The sequence below is a fragment of the Pseudomonas sp. GX19020 genome (assembly GCF_023371075.1).
GTDB lineage: Bacteria > Pseudomonadota > Alphaproteobacteria > Rhodobacterales > Rhodobacteraceae > Pseudogemmobacter.
This window is the reverse complement of sequence record NZ_JAMCCR010000014.1, coordinates 59,767-75,834: the sequence shown is the minus strand read 5'-3', so window position 1 is coordinate 75,834 and position 16,068 is coordinate 59,767. Positions and strand designations below refer to the sequence as shown.

The window sequence follows — 16,068 nt, the reverse complement described above, 5'->3', positions numbered from 1 at the left end:
GGCTCCGCCAGAGGCAGTCCAGGGGGTATTCCGCAATGATCCGTTCTCTCCTTACGCTGACCACCGCGCTTGGTCTCAGCCTTTCGGGGCTTTCACCGGTGGTCGCGCAAGAGGCCTCTGCCGCAGCGCAACCCGCTGATGTCACGACCGAAACTCCCGTCGATTCAGGCGCTTTCCTTGCCGCCCGCAATGCCGAAACCGCCGGTGATTTCCGCTCCGCCTCCGCCTGGTTCACCCAGGCGCTCAGCGTTGACCCTGACAACCGGCTGCTGATGGACGGCTCGATCTTCGCCCTGCTCAGCCTTGGCAAGATCGCCGATGCGGCGAGCATCGCCGAACATCGCCACGCCCTTATGCAAGAGGGCGACCAGCCCGCCCAGCTCGCCGATCTGGCGCAGATCAGCCAGGCTGGTCTGAACAGCGATTTCGCCGCCATCAGATCGGCGCTGGATGAGGGGAAATCCATTGGCCCGCTGGTCGATGGACTTGCCCGCGCCTGGGCCGATATCGGTCAGGGCCGCATGACCGAGGCTCTGGGCGAATTTGACGAGATTGCCGAACGCCGCGGGCTCGAGGCGCATGGCATCTATCACAAAGCACTTGCGCTCGCGCTGGCAGGCGATTTCGAGGGCGCCGACAAGGCGCTGTCGGCACCCGGTCTGGGGCTGAACCGGCGCGGGGTGTTGGCGCATGTGCAGATCCTGTCGCAGCTTGAACGCAATGACGACGCCATCGCGCTGATCGACAAGACCTGGGGCACCACGCCCGAGCCCCTGGCCGAGGTGTTGCGCGCCCGGCTTGTCGCAGGCGAGACCATCCCCTTTGACACCGTGAAAGACGCGCGCGAGGGCATGGCCGAGGTTTTCTGGTCGCTGGCCACCCTGCTCAGCGGCGAGGCCGAGCCCGCTTTTGTCCAGCTGAATTGCCGCATCGCCGTGGCGCTGAAACCCGATCATGACGATGCGATCCTGCTCGGGGCTGCGATGCTCGACCAGATGGGCGAATACGATCTGGCTGAAGCAGCCTATGATGAATTCTCGCCCGAACACCCGTCCTGGTATGATGCCCAGCTCGGCCGCGCCAATGCGCTTTATTCCGCCGGTCGCAAAGAGGCGGCGATCGAAGTGCTGAAACAGCTGACCCGCAGCCATGGCAAGCTGCTGGTGGTCCAGGTCGCGCTTGGCGACATGCTGCGCAATGAACAACGCTGGGCCGAATCAGAGGCGGCTTACAGCGTGGCAATCGGTCTTCTGCCCGATCCGCCCCCGCGCGCGGCCTGGCTGCTCTATTTCAGCCGGGGAGCGATGCGGGAACGTCAGAACCTCCATACCGGCGCCGATCTCGATTTCCGCGAGGCGCTGCGCATCAATCCGGGCCAGCCGGAAGTGCTCAATTATCTCGGCTACAGCCTGCTGGAACGGCGCCAGGACCTTGATGAAGCGCTGGCTATGATCAAACAGGCCGTGGCCGGAGCGCCCGATTCGGGCATGATCCTTGACAGTCTCGCCTGGGCCTATTTCATGCTCGGCCGCTATCAGGAAGCATTGCAGCCGATTGAACAGGCCTCGCTGCTGGAACCCCTTGAGCCCGAGATCACCGATCACCTGGGCGATATCTACTGGATGAACGGCCGCAAGCGCGAAGCGGAATTCCAGTGGCACCGGGCGCTGTCTTACGGGCCGGATGCCGCCGATGCGATCCGCATCCGGCGCAAGCTGGATATCGGCCTTGATGCGGTCATGGCCGAAGAGGCCGCCCGCCCCCCGGCGCGTCCCGCCTCTCCGGCCGCCTCTCCCGCTCCGGCAGCGGCACCCGCCGCGGAGGACGGCAGCGCCGTCGCGCCCGATGCCGGTGGCGACAGTGAGGGCAGCTTGCCGGAGAACGCCCCTGCAGAGGATTGATTCCATCCGCGAATTCGCACCTGCCAAGGTCAATCTCTGCCTGCATGTCACCGGGCGGCGGGAAGATGGCTATCACCTGCTGGACAGCCTGGTGATTTTTGCCGGTATCGGCGACTGGCTTGATGCGGCGCCGGCCGCAGCCCCCTTGCTGGAGCTGACCGGCCCTTTCGGACCGGCACTGCCCGGTGGCACCGAAAACCTGGTCTCGCGCGCCTCGGCCGCGATATTCCCGGGGCTGCCCATGGCGTTCCGGCTGGAAAAACATCTGCCGCCGGCCTCCGGCATCGGCGGCGGATCTTCGGATGCGGCAGCCGCGATCCGCGCCGCCCTGCGGCTGGTCCCGCCCGGAGCGCGGCCTGACGCGGCAGAGATTGCCCGTATCGCGGCCCGGCTTGGCGCCGATATACCGGTCTGCCTGAGCCCCGGCCCCGCCAGGATGCGCGGCATCGGCGAAATCATCGAACCGCTGACCGGCTTTCCGTCAGGGGGCATTCTTCTCGTCAATCCTGGTGTCGAAGTCCCCACTCCGGCAGTGTTTCGCGCCCTGACACGCCGCGAGAACCCGCCTTTGCCCCCGCGCCTTCCCGCCTGGCCCGATATCGCCACCCTCGCGGCCTGGGCCCGGGACCAGCGCAATGACCTGGAAAAGCCCGCGCGCGAGGTCGCCCCGGTGATCGGCGAGGTGCTGGACCAGCTCAAAGCCCTTCCCGGCGCGCTGATGGCGCGGATGTCCGGCTCGGGCGCCACCTGTTTCGCGCTTTTTGCCGATGAGGCCGCGGCCCGTGCCGCCCTGCCGCTGATCGCCCGCTCCAATCCCGCCTGGTGGACCAGCGCCGGGCCGATCGTGCACGGACCCGGAAATGCGCCCGACGGGGTCTGCGCCCCCTGAGCCTCCTCCCCCGCCAGACGAAACGAAAAAGACCCGCCAGCGGCGGGTCTTTTCCTGTTTCACGGGGCTATGCTGAGCAAGGCCTTGCAGGCTTGTCTCAGCCCTCTTCGTCGCTGCCGGCCACATCGGCCAGCTCGTCGAGCGAGACATTGTCATCGGTATCATCTTCAAGCAGATCATCGTCGATATCGTCATCGCCGCCTTCTGCCGTTTCCAGCAGATCTTCTTCGGCTTCGAGATCGTCGACCAGAACTTCGTCGTCCTTCTCGGGCGAAACGCGCGAGATCACCGCAGCCGCCAGCTTGCGGCGGGCCGATTCGATATCCACAACCTCGCCGGTATAGGGGCTGACCACCGGCGTCCGGTTCAGGTCATAGAACCGTTTTCCGGTCGTCGGGCACAGACGCTTGGTGCCCCAGTCTTCCTTGGCCATGGGTTGTCCCTTCACTTTCGCCCTGATGACAGGGTAATCCGAACGCTGCCCCTTGCCACAGGCCGGAGCGGCTGTCAAAGCCTTTTGCGTAAGCCGTCAGATGCGCCTTTACTGGCGCGGAATCAAGCCGGACGGCACGTGAATTCTGGCCTCTGGAACGAGAATTTGATGCTGTTGCTGCCCGGACCGCCGCCGGTCGAGATCAATATGCGCCGCTCGGCCCGGGCAAAGCGGTTCTCGCTGCGTGTTTCGCGACTCGATGGCAAGGTGACGCTGACGCTGCCGCCGCGCGCAAAAGACCGCGACGCGCTGAGTTTTCTGCGCGATCAGGAAGGCTGGCTGAGGAATGTGCTGGCCTCGATGCCAATGGCGCGGCTGGTGCCGGTTACCCACGGGGCCGAACTGCCGGTTCTGGGGCGAATGATGCGCCTCATTCCGTCTGAAGGGCGCGGCGTCCGGGTCGAAGGCGACAGCCTCCTCGTGCCGGGGCGGCCGGATCAGGCCGGTGCAAAAGTGGCGGCCTGGCTCAAGGCGCTGGCGCGCGACCGGCTGGCCTATAGCTCAACTCATTACGCGGGCCTTGTCGGGCGCAGCTATACGCGGCTTGTTCTGCGCGACACACGGTCCCGCTGGGGATCATGCAGCCATGACGGCACGCTGATGTATTCCTGGCGCCTTGCCATGGCGCCGCGCGAGGTGCTTGACTATGTCGCGGCCCATGAAGTCGCGCATCTGGTCGAGATGAACCATTCCGCTGATTTCTGGGCGGTGGTCTCGAAGATCCGCCCCGGCTGGAAGGCCGAGCGCGACTGGCTGAAACGCGACGGCCAGACGCTGCACCGCTACAGTTTTGCGGGCTGAACGCATCATGCCCGCCCCAGTTTCCACCCTGATACCGGTTGACCCCGCTTTGCCCAGCATGTTCCGATGCCCGCCATGATCATTCCTGCCGGCCCCCGTCCGCCCGACCCCAATGCCGCCGCGCATGAGCGGCTTTACCGTGTCCTGCGCCAGCAGGTGATGCATGGCGAACTGGCGCCCGGCCAGTCGCTGACGCTGCGCGGGCTCGCGAAGGATTTCGGCGTCTCGATGACGCCCGCGCGCGAGGCGTTGCGCCGTCTTGTGGCCGAAGGCGCGCTGACGCTGTCCTCCTCAGGGCGGGTGTCCACGCCGGAGCTGACACCCGAGCGGATCGAGGAACTGGCTGCAATCCGCGCCATGCTGGAGCCGGAACTGGCCGCCCGCGCCCTGCCCCGCGCGCATTTCGCGCTGATCGAGCGGCTGGCGGCGATCAACACCGCCAATACCGAAGCCGTCGCGCGCCACGATGCGGTCGCCTATGTCCGGACCAATCTGGAATTTCACCGCACCCTGTATCTGCGCGCCCAGGCCCCCGCGATGCTCGCAATGTGCGAGACGGTCTGGCTGCAGCTTGGCCCGACGATGCGGGCGCTTTACGCGCGTCTGCGGCGGCGCGAGGCCCCGCCCTATCACCGGATGATCCTGTCGGCGCTGAAAGCCGGTGACGAGCCGGGGCTGCGCCTTGCCGTCAGAACCGACGTGACACAGGGGCTGCGCCACCTCGCCGGATAGGGCTCAGCCCAGCATCGCGACCGGCACCGCGTAAAGATCCGCCGCGCGCCGGCGTGCCGCGGAAAGCAGGAAAAGCGCATCCTCTGTAAGACGGGTGATCATCACCCGCGCCAGTGGCAGCCGCTCCGGATCGGCCTGCGCGGCCCGCAGATGTGCATCCGCCCCCAGCACCAGCGCGAAAGCGCGCAGATAGGGCACCGCGCCAGCGAAACGGTCGTTCATCTCCATCTCAAGCAGCGTGCCGGTCGCCCCCCGCAACGATCTCGCCACCGTGCCGAGGATCGCCGCGAGCTCCGGCCAGTGTTCCTCCGCCGCGATGGCGCGGGCGATGATCCCGTCGATCAGCTCAAAGGCCACCGCGCCGCCATCGGCCAGCTTGCGCCCGACCAGATCCATCGCCTGGATGCCATTGGTGCCTTCATAAATCGCGGTGATCCTTGCATCGCGCAGATATTGCGCGGCGCCGGTTTCCTCGATGAAGCCCATGCCACCATGAACCTGCACCCCCATATCGGCGATCTCGATGCCGATATCGGTGCCGAAAGCCTTGGCGATGGGCGTCAGGAACGCTGCCCGCGCCGCCCATGCGGCATCGCCGGTCGCGCTGGCCATATCGATCGCTTTGGCACAGGTGAGGCCGATCGCCCGCGCCGCAAAGATTTTGGCGCGCGCCTCAGTCAGCATACGGCGGATATCGGCATGGCCGATGATCGTGGCAGAGCCGTCGGGCGTCCTGCCCTGCACCCGCTCCTGCGCGAAGGCCACGGCCTTTTGCAGCGCCGCCTCGGCCACGCCGACCCCCTGCATCCCCACGCCCAGGCGGGCGTTGTTCATCATGGTGAACATCGCAGCCATGCCCTTGCCCGGCCCGTCCACCATCCAGCCGGTGGCCTGATCGAATTCCATCACGCAGGTCGGGCTGCCATGGATGCCGAGCTTATGTTCCAGGCTGACCACCCGCAGATTATTCGCCTGCCCCGGATTTCCCGCCGCATCCGGCAGGTATTTCGGCACCAGAAACAGCGAGATCCCCTTCACCCCCGGCGCCGCATCCGGCAGCCGCGCCAGCACCAGATGGCAGATATTCGACACCAGATCCGAATCGCCCCAGGTGATAAAGATCTTCTGGCCACTGATCCGGTAGCTGCCATCCTCTGCCGGCACCGCGCGCGTGGTCAGGGCACCGACATCCGACCCGGCCTGCGGCTCGGTCAGGTTCATCGTGCCCGACCATTCGCCCGAAATCAGCTTCGGCAGATAAAGCGCTTTCAGCGCCTCCGAAGCGTGATGTTCCAGCGATTCGATCTGCCCTTGGCTCAGAAGCGGTTTCAGCTGCAAGGACAGGCAGGCGCCGGCAAGCATCTCGTTGACGCAGGTCGCCAGCACATGCGGCAGCCCCATACCGCCATATTCCGCACTGGCCGAGACCCCGACCCAACCGCCCCCGGCAATGGCACGGTAGGCGCGCTCAAAGCCGGGCGAGGCGCGCAGCACACCGTTTTCCAGCCGCGCGGGTGTCAGGTCGCCATCGCGATTCACCGGTGCCACCACTTCATCGCAAAGCCGCGCCGCACCATCAAGGATCGCGCTTACCATGTCGGGCGAGGCTTCGACAAAGCGATCCGTCCCGGAAATATCCGTAAAATCAATGATGTGATCCAGGATGAATCGGTGATCCGCTGCGGGTGCATGGCTCATATTCTGGTCTCCGGCGGGCCGCTGCGCCGGGGCCGGGGCCCGGGAACGGTCTTGTCTGATCTGTCGAGGTCCAATATGCGCAAAAGCATAACAAATGCCCCTCACCCGCAAGACAGACGCTGCGTCACAATCGCCGGACGTCACATGCCAGGATCAGGAATGCGCCAGACCGAACTCCTTGCTGCCACCGATCACGGTATCGCCCGCGCAGCCAGGCTCCTGCGCGAGGGCGAACTGGTCGCCTTCCCCTCCGAGACGGTCTACGGGCTCGGGGGGGATGCGCGTCTCGACAGCACAGTCGCGCGGATTTTCGAGGCCAAGGGGCGGCCCTCTTTCAACCCGCTGATCGCGCATCTGCCGGATCTGGCGGCGGCGGAGCATTATGTGACCTTCACGCCAGAGGCGCTTTTGCTGGCGGAACATTTCTGGCCGGGGCCTCTGACCCTGGTGCTGCCGCTCAGGCCCGGCGCAGGGATCTCGCCGCTGGCGACGGCGGGGCTGGGAACGCTTGCGGTCCGGGTGCCGGCGCATCCGGTGGCGCGGGCGCTGCTGCGCGCCTTCGGCGGCCCGCTGGCAGGGCCCTCGGCCAATCCATCGGGCCGGGTCTCGCCGACCAGGGCCTCGCATGTGATGGACGGGCTGGAAGGCCGGATCGCGGCGGTGCTGGATGGCGGCGCCTGCGAGGTCGGGGTGGAATCGACAATCCTGGGCTTCGGCGACGGGGTACAGCTTTTGCGACCCGGCGGCGTACCGGTCGAGGCCCTGGAAACCGTGCTGGGTCAGCGGATCCCACCGCATATGACGCCAAAAGCGCCTGACCGCCCAACGGCGCCCGGCCAGCTCGGGTCGCATTACGCGCCGGGCGCGCTGGTGCGGCTGGAGGCAAGAGCAGCCGAAACCGGCGAGATCCTCATAGGCTTCGGCGAGGTAAAAGGCGATCTGACCCTGTCGGAACATGGTGATCTCGTGGAGGCTGCCGCGCGGCTCTTTCACATCCTGCGCGAAGCCGATGTGCTTGCAGGTACAGAAGGCCGCATCGCCTTTGCGCCGATTCCGGAAACCGGTCTTGGCCAGGCCATCAATGATCGCCTGCGCCGGGCCGCCGCGCCCCGCCCGTAACGGGCGCCGGTTTCTTCATCAAGAAACCGGACCGGAATTCGTCACGAATTCCGGCGCCAGCGGCAGCCGGTTGCCGAAAGCGACGCCGGTGCTTAGATTGAGCCAGAGCCACAGGAGGCCAGATGTCCGACCAATCGCCGCAGGCCTATAAGGTTCTCGCCCGCAAATACCGCCCCGAGACCTTCGCCGATCTTGTCGGCCAGGAGGCGATGGTCCGCACTCTGAAAAACGCCTTCGCCGCCGGCCGCATTGCCCAGGCTTTCGTGATGACCGGCATCCGCGGCACCGGCAAGACCACCACCGCCCGTATCATCGCCAAGGGGCTGAACTGCATCGGTCCAGACGGAACCGGCGGCCCCACGACCGAGCCCTGCGGCAAATGCGAGCATTGCGTCTCGATCTCGGAAGGCCGCCATGTCGATGTGATGGAGATGGACGCCGCCTCGAATACCGGCGTCGGCGATATCCGCGAGATCATCGATTCGGTGCATTACCGGGCGGCCTCGGCGCGCTACAAGATCTACATCATCGACGAAGTGCACATGCTCTCGGTCAACGCCTTCAACGCGCTCCTGAAGACGCTGGAAGAGCCGCCCGCCCATGTGAAATTCATCTTCGCCACCACCGAGATCCGCAAGGTTCCGGTCACCGTCCTGTCGCGCTGCCAGCGGTTCGATCTGCGCCGGATCGAACCCGAGGTGATGATGGCCCTCCTGCGCCGCATCGCGGGTTCTGAGGGTGCTGACATTTCCGAGGATGCGCTGGCGCTGATCACCCGCGCAGCCGAGGGCTCTGCGCGCGACGCGACCTCAATCCTCGACCAGGCGATCAGCCATGGCCAGGGCGAGACGACCGCGCCCGCCGTCCGCGCCATGCTGGGCCTCGCCGATCGCGGCCGCACGCTGGATCTCTTTGACATGGTGATGAAGGGCCAGGCCTCCGAGGCTCTGGCGGAACTCGCACAGCAATATGCCGAAGGCGCCGATCCGATGGCCGTCCTGCGCGATCTGGCCGAGATCACCCACTGGATTTCCGTGATCAAGGTCACGCCCCAGACCGCCGAAGACCCGACTGTGCCGCCGGACGAGCGCAGCCGGGGCCTTGAAATGGCCGAAAAGCTGCCGATGCGGGCGCTGACCCGGATGTGGCAGATGCTTCTGAAAGCCCTGGAAGAAGTCGGCCAGGCCCCCAATGCGATGATGGCGGCGGAAATGGCGATCATCCGCCTCACCCATGTGGCCGAGCTTCCCGACCCCGCAACGCTGATGCGGCGCCTGAATGACGGGCCGCGCCCGTCTTCGGATGGCCCTGCCGCGGGTGGTCCCGGCGGTGGTGGCATGGCGGGCGGCGCCCCGGCCGGCAGCGGCGCGATGCGCTTTGCCCCCATGGCGCGCGGCCCGGCGCATGGCGCGATGATGGCGGCGGCGCCCGCGCTGAATGGCCAGCCGGAGGTGATCTATACCTCCTTTGATCAGATCGTGGCGCTGATCCGCGAGAAACGCGATATGCAGCTGCTGGTCGAGGTCGAGACCGGGCTGCGGCTCGTGCAATATGCGCCCGGCCGGATCGAGTTCGAACCCGCCCCCGGTGCTTCGCGCGATCTGGCGGCCAAACTCTCGCAACGCCTTCAGGGCTGGACCCGCAGCCGCTGGGGCGTCTCGGTGGTCGCAAGCGGCGGCGCCCCCACCATCGCCGAGATCCGTGAAGAGGAACGGCGCGAGGCCGAAACCGGCGCTTTGCAAAACCCGCTGGTGAAAGCCGTGCTGACGGCCTTCCCGAAAGCGAAAATCACCGATATCCGAACGGCGAGCTCTGCAGAGGCGGAGGCCGCGCTTGAGGCACTGCCCGAGGTCGAAGCGGCCGATGGCGATGACTGGGACCCGTTCGAGGAATAACCCTGCACACAGCCCCGGGCGCAGCAGTCAGCGGTAAACACAAAGGAAGAAACCGATGTTCAAAGGTCTTGGTGGTCTCGGCGGGATTGGCGATATGGCCAAAATGATGAAAGCCGCCCAGGAAATGCAGACGAAAATGGCCGACCTGCAGGAAAGCCTCGCAAACAGCGTGGTGGTGGGCGAGAGCGGCGCCGGCCTCGTGAAGGCGCGCGCGACCTGCAAGGGCGATGTGACCGGGCTTGATATCGACCCGTCGATCCTGGTGCCTTCGGAAAAGGAAGTGCTGGAGGATCTGATTCTCGCCGCGATCCGCGATGCGCAGTCGCGCGCCGCCACGAAATCCGCAGACGAGATGCGCCGCCTGACCGAACAGCTCGGGCTGCCGGCCGATATGAAACTCCCGTTCTGATGCCGGCGCCCCAGTGACGCGCACTTCTGACGAGACCGGTATCGAAACACTGATCCAGCTGATGTCGCGGTTGCCGGGCCTTGGCCCGCGCTCGGCCCGGCGGGCGGTGCTGGCCATGCTGAAACGTCGCGCTCAGGTCATGGCACCACTGGCGCAATCGCTGGCCGAAGTGGCTCTGAACGCCCGCGACTGCCAGAGTTGCGGCAATATCTCTACCGCAGACATCTGCCCGATCTGTCAGGATCCCGCCCGCGCGACGGGTGAACTTTGCGTTGTCGAAGATGTCGCCGCTCTCTGGGCCCTGGAACGCGCCGGCGTGTTTCGCGGCCGCTACCAGGTTCTCGGCGGCACGCTTTCGGCGCTTGACGGGCTTGGCCCCGAGGAACTCGGAATCCCGCGCCTCGTCGCACGGGTCTCGGATGAAAATATCACCGAAGTGATCCTCGCTCTGAGCGCCACAATTGATGCACAAACCACCGCGCATTATATCGCCGATGCCCTGACGGTGACGACAGCGCAGATCACGACCCTTGCCCAGGGTGTGCCGGTCGGTGGCGAGCTTGACCATCTCGACGATGGCACGCTCGGAGCCGCCTTGCGGGCGCGGCGCAAACTCTGAACCCCGCGGCCTCTTGCCGGCTGCGGATGCCTCCGGCGGGGATATTTAAGGACAGCTGAAAACCACTCTCACTTAGCAATTTCATCTGTCTCTAAATATCCCGGGGGTGAGCGGCAAAGCCGCGAGGGGGCTGGCCCCCTCTTCGCCGCCGGCCACAGGCCTTTGCATTGCATTCAGGGCGCCGTGGCCTTATCTCGGAGACCAAACCTCAGACCCCCGAAACGTCCCCGGTGGAAAGGCCTGCATATGAACTGGATCACCAATTACGTCCGCCCGAAGATCAACTCGCTCTTCTCGCGGCGCGAGGTGCCCGAGAACCTGTGGACCAAATGTCCGGAATGCGGAACGATGCTGTTCCACCGTGAGCTCGAGGCCAATCTCAATGTCTGCTCGAATTGCGATCACCATATGGCGATCAGCCCGCGGGATCGCTTCACCGCACTGTTCGACGGTGGTATTTTCACCGAGGTGAAGGTTCCCGAACCCATCGCCGATCCGCTGCATTTCCGCGATCAGAAGAAATATCCCGACCGACTGAAAGCCGCGCAGAAAGCGACCGGCGAGAAAGAGGCGATGCTGGTGGCCGAGGGCGAGATCGGCCGCACCCCCATCGTCGCCGCCGCGCAGGATTTCGCTTTTATCGGCGGATCGCTGTCGATGTATGTCGGCAATGCCTTCATCGCCGGTGCCGAGCGCGCGGTTCAGATGAAAAAGCCCTTCGTGGTCTTTTCCGCCGCCGGCGGCGCACGGATGCAGGAGGGGATCCTTGCCCTTATGCAGATGCCGCGCACGACCGTGGCGATCCAGATGCTGAAAGAGGCAGGGCTGCCCTATATCGTCGTCCTCACCCATCCGACCACCGGCGGCGTCACGGCGTCTTATGCGATGCTGGGCGATGTGCAGATCGCCGAACCCAATGCGCTGATCTGCTTTGCCGGGCCGCGCGTTATTGAACAGACCATCCGCGAAAAGCTCCCCGAAGGGTTCCAGCGCGCCGAATACCTGCTGGATCATGGCATGCTTGACCGCGTGACCCATCGCAAATCCATGCGGGAAGAGCTGATCACCATCCTGCGCATGCTCACCGGCCAGCCCCCGGCGATCCGCGCCGATCTTGCCGCCCCCGAACCGGCCCCGGTCGCGACCAGTGCTCCGGCCCCCGAAACGCCCTAAAGCTGAGCCAGGAAAGGCATTCATGATGTCTGTCACACTTCTTCAGTTCGATTTCCCCTTCACGGGCCCCTGGGGGGCCGGGATGACTGCGGCAATGGAGGACCTGGCACAGGATATCGCCGGAGAGCTGGGGCTTTTGTGGAAGATCTGGACCGAGAACCAGGACAACAGCCGCGCAGGCGGGATCTACCTCTTCGCCACGGCTGACGCGGCAGAGGCGTACCGCGTGAAACATTCGGCCCGGCTCGCAGCATTCGGCATCACCGGCATTGTGGCACATGCTTTTGCGGTGAATGACGCGCTGTCCGCCATCACGCGCGCGCCGCTCTGACATGACCATGCCAGACAGCACCGGATCGGATGCGATCCTTGAGCGGATGATGAGCTTTCATCCAAAGATCATCGACCTGACGCTTGACCGCGTACATCGCCTGCTGGCGGCTCTCGGCCACCCCGAGCGCAGCCTGCCGCCGGTGATCCATCTCGCGGGCACCAATGGCAAGGGCTCCACCCAGGCGATGATCCGCGCCGGGCTCGAGGCCTCGGGCGCAAAGGTCCATGCCTATACCTCGCCGCATCTGGCGCGGTTCCACGAGCGGATCCGGCTGGCCGGCGAGCTGATTTCGGAACCGGCGCTGATGGCGCTGCTGGATGAATGCATTGCCGCCAATGGCGGCGAGCCGATCACATTTTTCGAGATCACCACCGTGGCGGCGATGCTCGCTTTTTCGCGGGTGAAGGCGGATTTCACGCTGCTCGAGGTCGGACTTGGCGGGCGGCTCGACGCCACCAATGTCGTGGAACAGCCGCGTCTCACGATCATCACGCCGGTCTCGGTCGACCATCAGCAATATCTCGGCGAGACGCTGCCCGAGATCGCCGGCGAGAAAGCCGGGATCATCAAGCGCGGTGTGCCTGTCGTGGTAGGGCCCCAGGAAGAGGCGGGCCTCGCGGTGATTGAAGCCAGGGCCGCCCGTCTTGGCGCACCGGTCATTGCCTTTGGCCAGCACTGGCAGATCGCCGAAGAGCGCGGCCGCATGGTCTATCAGGATGAGAACGGCCTGCTGGATCTGCCCTTGCCCAATCTGCCGGGGCCGCATCAGATCCAGAATGCCGGGGCTGCGATTGCCGCGCTGCGCCTTCTGGGCCGGGATGAAGCCGCCTGCGAGGCTGCCGTCACCCAGGCCGTCTGGCCCGCCCGAATGCAGCGCCTGACGCAAGGCCCGCTTGCGGCATCGGCGCCGGGCATCGAGCTCTGGCTTGATGGGGGTCACAATCCGGCAGGCGGCGATGCGGTGGCGGCAACGCTTGCCCGCATGCCCGCGCGCGATACTTACGCGATTTGCGGCATGCTCAACACCAAGGATGTGACGGGCTATATGCGCCCGCTCGCCCCCGGATTGCGGCGTCTGATCGCGGTCGAGATCCCGGGCGAGCCAAACACCCTGCCGGCCACGGCGACGCGCGATGCAGCTGCAAACGCCGGGATCCCTGCCGCGGTTGCAGGGTCGGTCCAGGCTGCACTTGACGAGATCGCCGCCCGGGCGCCTGAGGCACGGGTCTTGATCTGCGGCTCGCTCTATCTCGCGGGGCAGATCCTGAAGGAGAATGGCTGAGCCAGGCGCCCGGCCATTTCTGCGCCGAATATCAGTGCCTGAGGACCGTTTTGCGGTTCGGCCGCAGCGGATGCACGCCTGCCGTCCGTGCATAATTGCCGGGCGGGTCTTCAGGCTCCTTAACGGGGGCCGGGCGTCATTGGTCTGATTGACTGATCAAAGGACCGGACACAGCCATCAGCCCAGGAAAGGGTGCGAACCTGATAACCCGAATTGCCGACGCCCGAGACGTGCCAGCCTTGCGAGACCTGTTCCTGCGATCCAGACGCTCGGCCTTCGTCTGGGAGGATCCGTCCTCGCTGCGTGCCGAGGATTTCGACCTCCAGACAGTCGATGAGTTGCAATTTGTCGCTGTGGAGGCCAGTCGGATTCTGGGTTTCATCTCGGTCTGGGCACCCGACAATTTCATCCATCACCTGCATGTTGACCCAGACCTTCCACGCCGTGGCATCGGGTCGGCCCTTCTCCGGGCCTTGCCCGGCTGGCCGACTGCCCGCTACCGCCTCAAATGCGTCGCATTGAACACCCCGGCACTTGCGTTCTATCGGGCAAATCAGTTCACGCAGGCCGGTGACGGCCATGCGAATGGTCAGGATTATGTGCTGCTTGAGTCGGGCGGTATCCCGTCACCCTGAGCGGCACCCAGGCCCGGCCTGTGATACTGCGCAAGCACACCCCTGGGTAACTCAGGTGACGGCTGGCCCGAACGTTTTGCGGCTGACAGATCGCCGCGCCCAGCGGCGGCGGGGCGGGCCTGACTGCCGATTATGACCGGCCCATGGGACGCCCGGAGACCACCCGCCCCCTTTGCCCTCTGGCAGAACCGATCTCGTCAGGGGCCGCTCTTCTGTCTGCCCGTCCCCTGCGCTGAATTAAGGCCATAGGGTTGATGACCCGAAAGCGTACCCGACCCGGGGACAGGCGCCTCAGCCTTTCGCGGCGTAGCGGGCCATGAACATCTCCACCGTGGCCTCGACCGCGCGCTCGATCTCTTCGGGTTGGATGTCATCGACGAGGTTCAGCATCGCCCGGTCATGCACCGTCGATTTCGCCAGCTGCACAAACTGGTCCACCGCAAGGTCGAAATCCGCGATCTCCAGCTCGCCGCGTGCCGCCAGCTCGCGCAGCCGGGTCTCCAGCCGCCCCCTGACGATCCCCGGCCCGTTCACATAGAACTGCCGCGCAAGTTCGGGAAAGCGCGACACTTCGCCGACGACAAGCCGGAAGAGCTGCCGCCCGAAATCCGACAGCGCAAAGCGGATCACCCGCCGCGAGGACTGGGCCAGAAACTCGCGCGCCGGGGGGGTCTGCGTCATATCCGCCTCGGCAAACCTGGCCTGGCGCTGGCATTCGACGCTGAACACTTCGGCAAACATCACGCGTTTGTCGGGGAAATAGGAATAGAGCGTGGCCTTGGAAACCCCGGCCTCGCGGGCGATCTCATCGACCGATGCGCCTTCAAACCCATCGCGCAGGAAAACACGCAATGCGCCTTCCTGAACCTGATCAAATTTTCGGCCTCTGCGGACCTCGGAGTCGGAAATACATGTCATAACAGCAGCATCATGGCCGCCGGTCGGGCCATTGGCAACCATGAGGCTTGTCAATTCGCCCCCGGGCCGGAATTTCCGGCTGGCCTTCCGGCAGCGCAGCAGGCTAGCTGGCCGCTATGCAGCCTGTCGTGCAAAGATTGTGCCGGGGGGCTTAAGTGATGCCACTGTGATGGAGGTCCGAGATGTTGACCGCGCTCTCATCCCGCCGCCGGCTCCGGGATCTCTCAGAGAAAGAGATCCTCGCTCTGGCGATCTCGTCAGAAGAAGATGACGCCCGCATTTACCGCCATTACGCCGACCATCTCCGGGAGGCATACCCCGCCAGCGCGGCGGTGTTTGATGGGATGGCGCTTGAGGAAGACGGCCATCGCCGCGCGCTGATCGACCTTTTCACAAGCCGGTTCGGCCAGGTGATCCCGCTGATCCGGCGCGAACATGTGGCAGGGTTCCATATGCGCAGGCCGGTCTGGCTGAAGGCGCAGATGTCGCTGGACGTAATCCGGGCCGAGGCGGCCAAGATGGAACGCGAGGCCGGCGCCTTTTATGAAAGCGCCGCCGCCCATATCACCGATGCGGCAACGCGTAAATTGCTGGGCGATCTGGCCCAGGCGGAATCAGCCCATGAACGGGCGGCCGATCAGCTGACAGAAACCCATCTGAGCGACGATGCCAGTGCGGCCGAGAGCCAGACGGAAAAGCGCCAGTTCATCCTGACCTGGGTGCAGCCAGGCCTTGCCGGGCTGATGGATGGCTCGGTCTCGACCCTCGCGCCGATCTTCGCCACGGCTTTCGCGACGCAAAACACCCATACGACCTTTCTGGTGGGGCTGGCCGCCTCGGTCGGCGCCGGGATCTCGATGGGCTTTACCGAGGCCGCGGCCGATGATGGCCGGATCTCGGGGCGCGGCAGCCCGATCAAACGCGGGATCGCGACCGGGGTGATGACGGCCCTTGGCGGGCTTGGCCATGCCCTGCCTTATCTGATCCCGAATTTCCACCTGGCCACCTCCATTGCGATGATCGTGGTGTTCTTTGAGCTCTGGGCCATCGCCTGGATCCAGAACCGCTATATGGAGACGCCATTCCTGCGCGCGGCCTTCCAGGTGGTGCTGGGCGGCGCACTGGTCTTTGCCGCCGGTGTGCTGATCGGCGGCGGCTAGGTGCGCCCGC

Annotated in this window: 16 protein-coding genes; 13 read left to right on the top strand and 3 right to left on the bottom strand. The window is 65.3% G+C overall.

Features of this window, described 5'->3' with window-relative positions; translation table 11 throughout:
• Window positions 1–35: 35 nt before the first annotated feature.
• Both M3484_RS18390 and M3484_RS18385 read left to right on the top strand, forming a co-directional pair.
• Window positions 36–1,901 (top strand): tetratricopeptide repeat protein, encoded by a 1,866-nt coding sequence (locus M3484_RS18390; RefSeq protein WP_249498680.1) that lies wholly within the window; start codon window positions 36–38, stop codon window positions 1,899–1,901.
• Entirely contained in the window at window positions 1,861–2,790 is a 930-nt protein-coding gene (locus M3484_RS18385; RefSeq protein WP_249498679.1) for a 4-(cytidine 5'-diphospho)-2-C-methyl-D-erythritol kinase, read from the top strand. The genes M3484_RS18390 and M3484_RS18385 overlap by 41 nt, the downstream gene beginning before the upstream one ends.
• 97 nt (window positions 2,791–2,887) lie before the next feature.
• On the opposite strand, the gene M3484_RS18380 is transcribed toward M3484_RS18385, so the two are convergent.
• On the bottom strand, window positions 2,888–3,223 hold the full coding sequence (locus M3484_RS18380; RefSeq protein WP_249498678.1) for a TIGR02300 family protein: 336 nt from the start codon (window positions 3,221–3,223) through the stop codon (window positions 2,888–2,890).
• 168 nt (window positions 3,224–3,391) lie between these two features.
• Here M3484_RS18380 and M3484_RS18375 point away from each other — a divergent pair, with 168 nt between their 5' ends.
• Window positions 3,392–4,084, top strand: coding sequence for a M48 family metallopeptidase (locus M3484_RS18375; RefSeq protein ID WP_092901309.1), 693 nt, complete (start codon window positions 3,392–3,394; stop codon window positions 4,082–4,084).
• Between the two features lie 75 nt (window positions 4,085–4,159).
• Window positions 4,160–4,816 carry a GntR family transcriptional regulator gene (locus M3484_RS18370; protein ID WP_092901306.1) on the top strand — a complete coding sequence of 219 codons (657 nt, stop codon included), beginning with the start codon at window positions 4,160–4,162 and terminating at the stop codon, window positions 4,814–4,816.
• Window positions 4,817–4,819: 3 nt separating this feature from the next.
• Here M3484_RS18370 and M3484_RS18365 read toward each other — a convergent pair whose 3' ends face one another.
• Window positions 4,820–6,514, bottom strand: coding sequence for an acyl-CoA dehydrogenase family protein (locus tag M3484_RS18365; RefSeq protein ID WP_249498677.1), 1,695 nt, complete (start codon window positions 6,512–6,514; stop codon window positions 4,820–4,822).
• Window positions 6,515–6,673: 159 nt separating this feature from the next.
• Here M3484_RS18365 and M3484_RS18360 point away from each other — a divergent pair, with 159 nt between their 5' ends.
• From M3484_RS18360 to M3484_RS18325, 8 genes are all read left to right on the top strand, one after another.
• Window positions 6,674–7,633 (top strand): L-threonylcarbamoyladenylate synthase, encoded by a 960-nt coding sequence (locus M3484_RS18360; protein ID WP_249498676.1) that lies wholly within the window; start codon window positions 6,674–6,676, stop codon window positions 7,631–7,633.
• Window positions 7,634–7,755: 122 nt separating this feature from the next.
• Complete coding sequence (locus M3484_RS18355) at window positions 7,756–9,528, top strand: DNA polymerase III subunit gamma/tau (RefSeq protein WP_249498675.1); 1,773 nt, start codon at window positions 7,756–7,758, stop codon at window positions 9,526–9,528.
• Window positions 9,529–9,583: 55 nt separating this feature from the next.
• Window positions 9,584–9,937, top strand: coding sequence for a YbaB/EbfC family nucleoid-associated protein (locus M3484_RS18350; RefSeq protein WP_092895762.1), 354 nt, complete (start codon window positions 9,584–9,586; stop codon window positions 9,935–9,937).
• 13 nt (window positions 9,938–9,950) lie between these two features.
• The gene (gene recR / locus M3484_RS18345; protein ID WP_249498674.1) at window positions 9,951–10,556 is read left to right on the top strand and encodes a recombination mediator RecR; all 606 of its coding nucleotides are present in this window, start codon (window positions 9,951–9,953) and stop codon (window positions 10,554–10,556) included.
• 246 nt (window positions 10,557–10,802) lie between these two features.
• Window positions 10,803–11,729, top strand: coding sequence for an acetyl-CoA carboxylase, carboxyltransferase subunit beta (gene accD / locus M3484_RS18340; RefSeq protein ID WP_249498673.1), 927 nt, complete (start codon window positions 10,803–10,805; stop codon window positions 11,727–11,729).
• 25 nt (window positions 11,730–11,754) lie between these two features.
• Window positions 11,755–12,060: a monooxygenase gene (locus tag M3484_RS18335; RefSeq protein WP_249498672.1), complete on the top strand. Its 306-nt coding sequence runs from the start codon at window positions 11,755–11,757 to the stop codon at window positions 12,058–12,060.
• A 7-nt stretch (window positions 12,061–12,067) separates the two neighbouring features.
• Complete coding sequence (locus tag M3484_RS18330) at window positions 12,068–13,345, top strand: bifunctional folylpolyglutamate synthase/dihydrofolate synthase (RefSeq protein WP_249498671.1); 1,278 nt, start codon at window positions 12,068–12,070, stop codon at window positions 13,343–13,345.
• A gap of 239 nt (window positions 13,346–13,584) precedes the next feature.
• Window positions 13,585–13,980, top strand: a complete 396-nt coding sequence (locus M3484_RS18325; protein WP_249498670.1) for a GNAT family N-acetyltransferase — start codon at window positions 13,585–13,587, stop codon at window positions 13,978–13,980.
• A gap of 291 nt (window positions 13,981–14,271) precedes the next feature.
• Here the strand turns inward: M3484_RS18325 and M3484_RS18320 are convergent, their stop codons facing one another.
• A complete protein-coding gene (locus tag M3484_RS18320; RefSeq protein WP_249498669.1) occupies window positions 14,272–14,832 on the bottom strand; it encodes a TetR/AcrR family transcriptional regulator in 561 nt (186 codons plus the stop codon).
• Window positions 14,833–15,080: 248 nt separating this feature from the next.
• On the opposite strand from M3484_RS18320, the gene mbfA reads away from it, so the two are divergent.
• Entirely contained in the window at window positions 15,081–16,058 is a 978-nt protein-coding gene (gene mbfA / locus M3484_RS18315) for an iron exporter MbfA (protein ID WP_092895752.1), read from the top strand.
• Window positions 16,059–16,068: the final 10 nt, after the last annotated feature.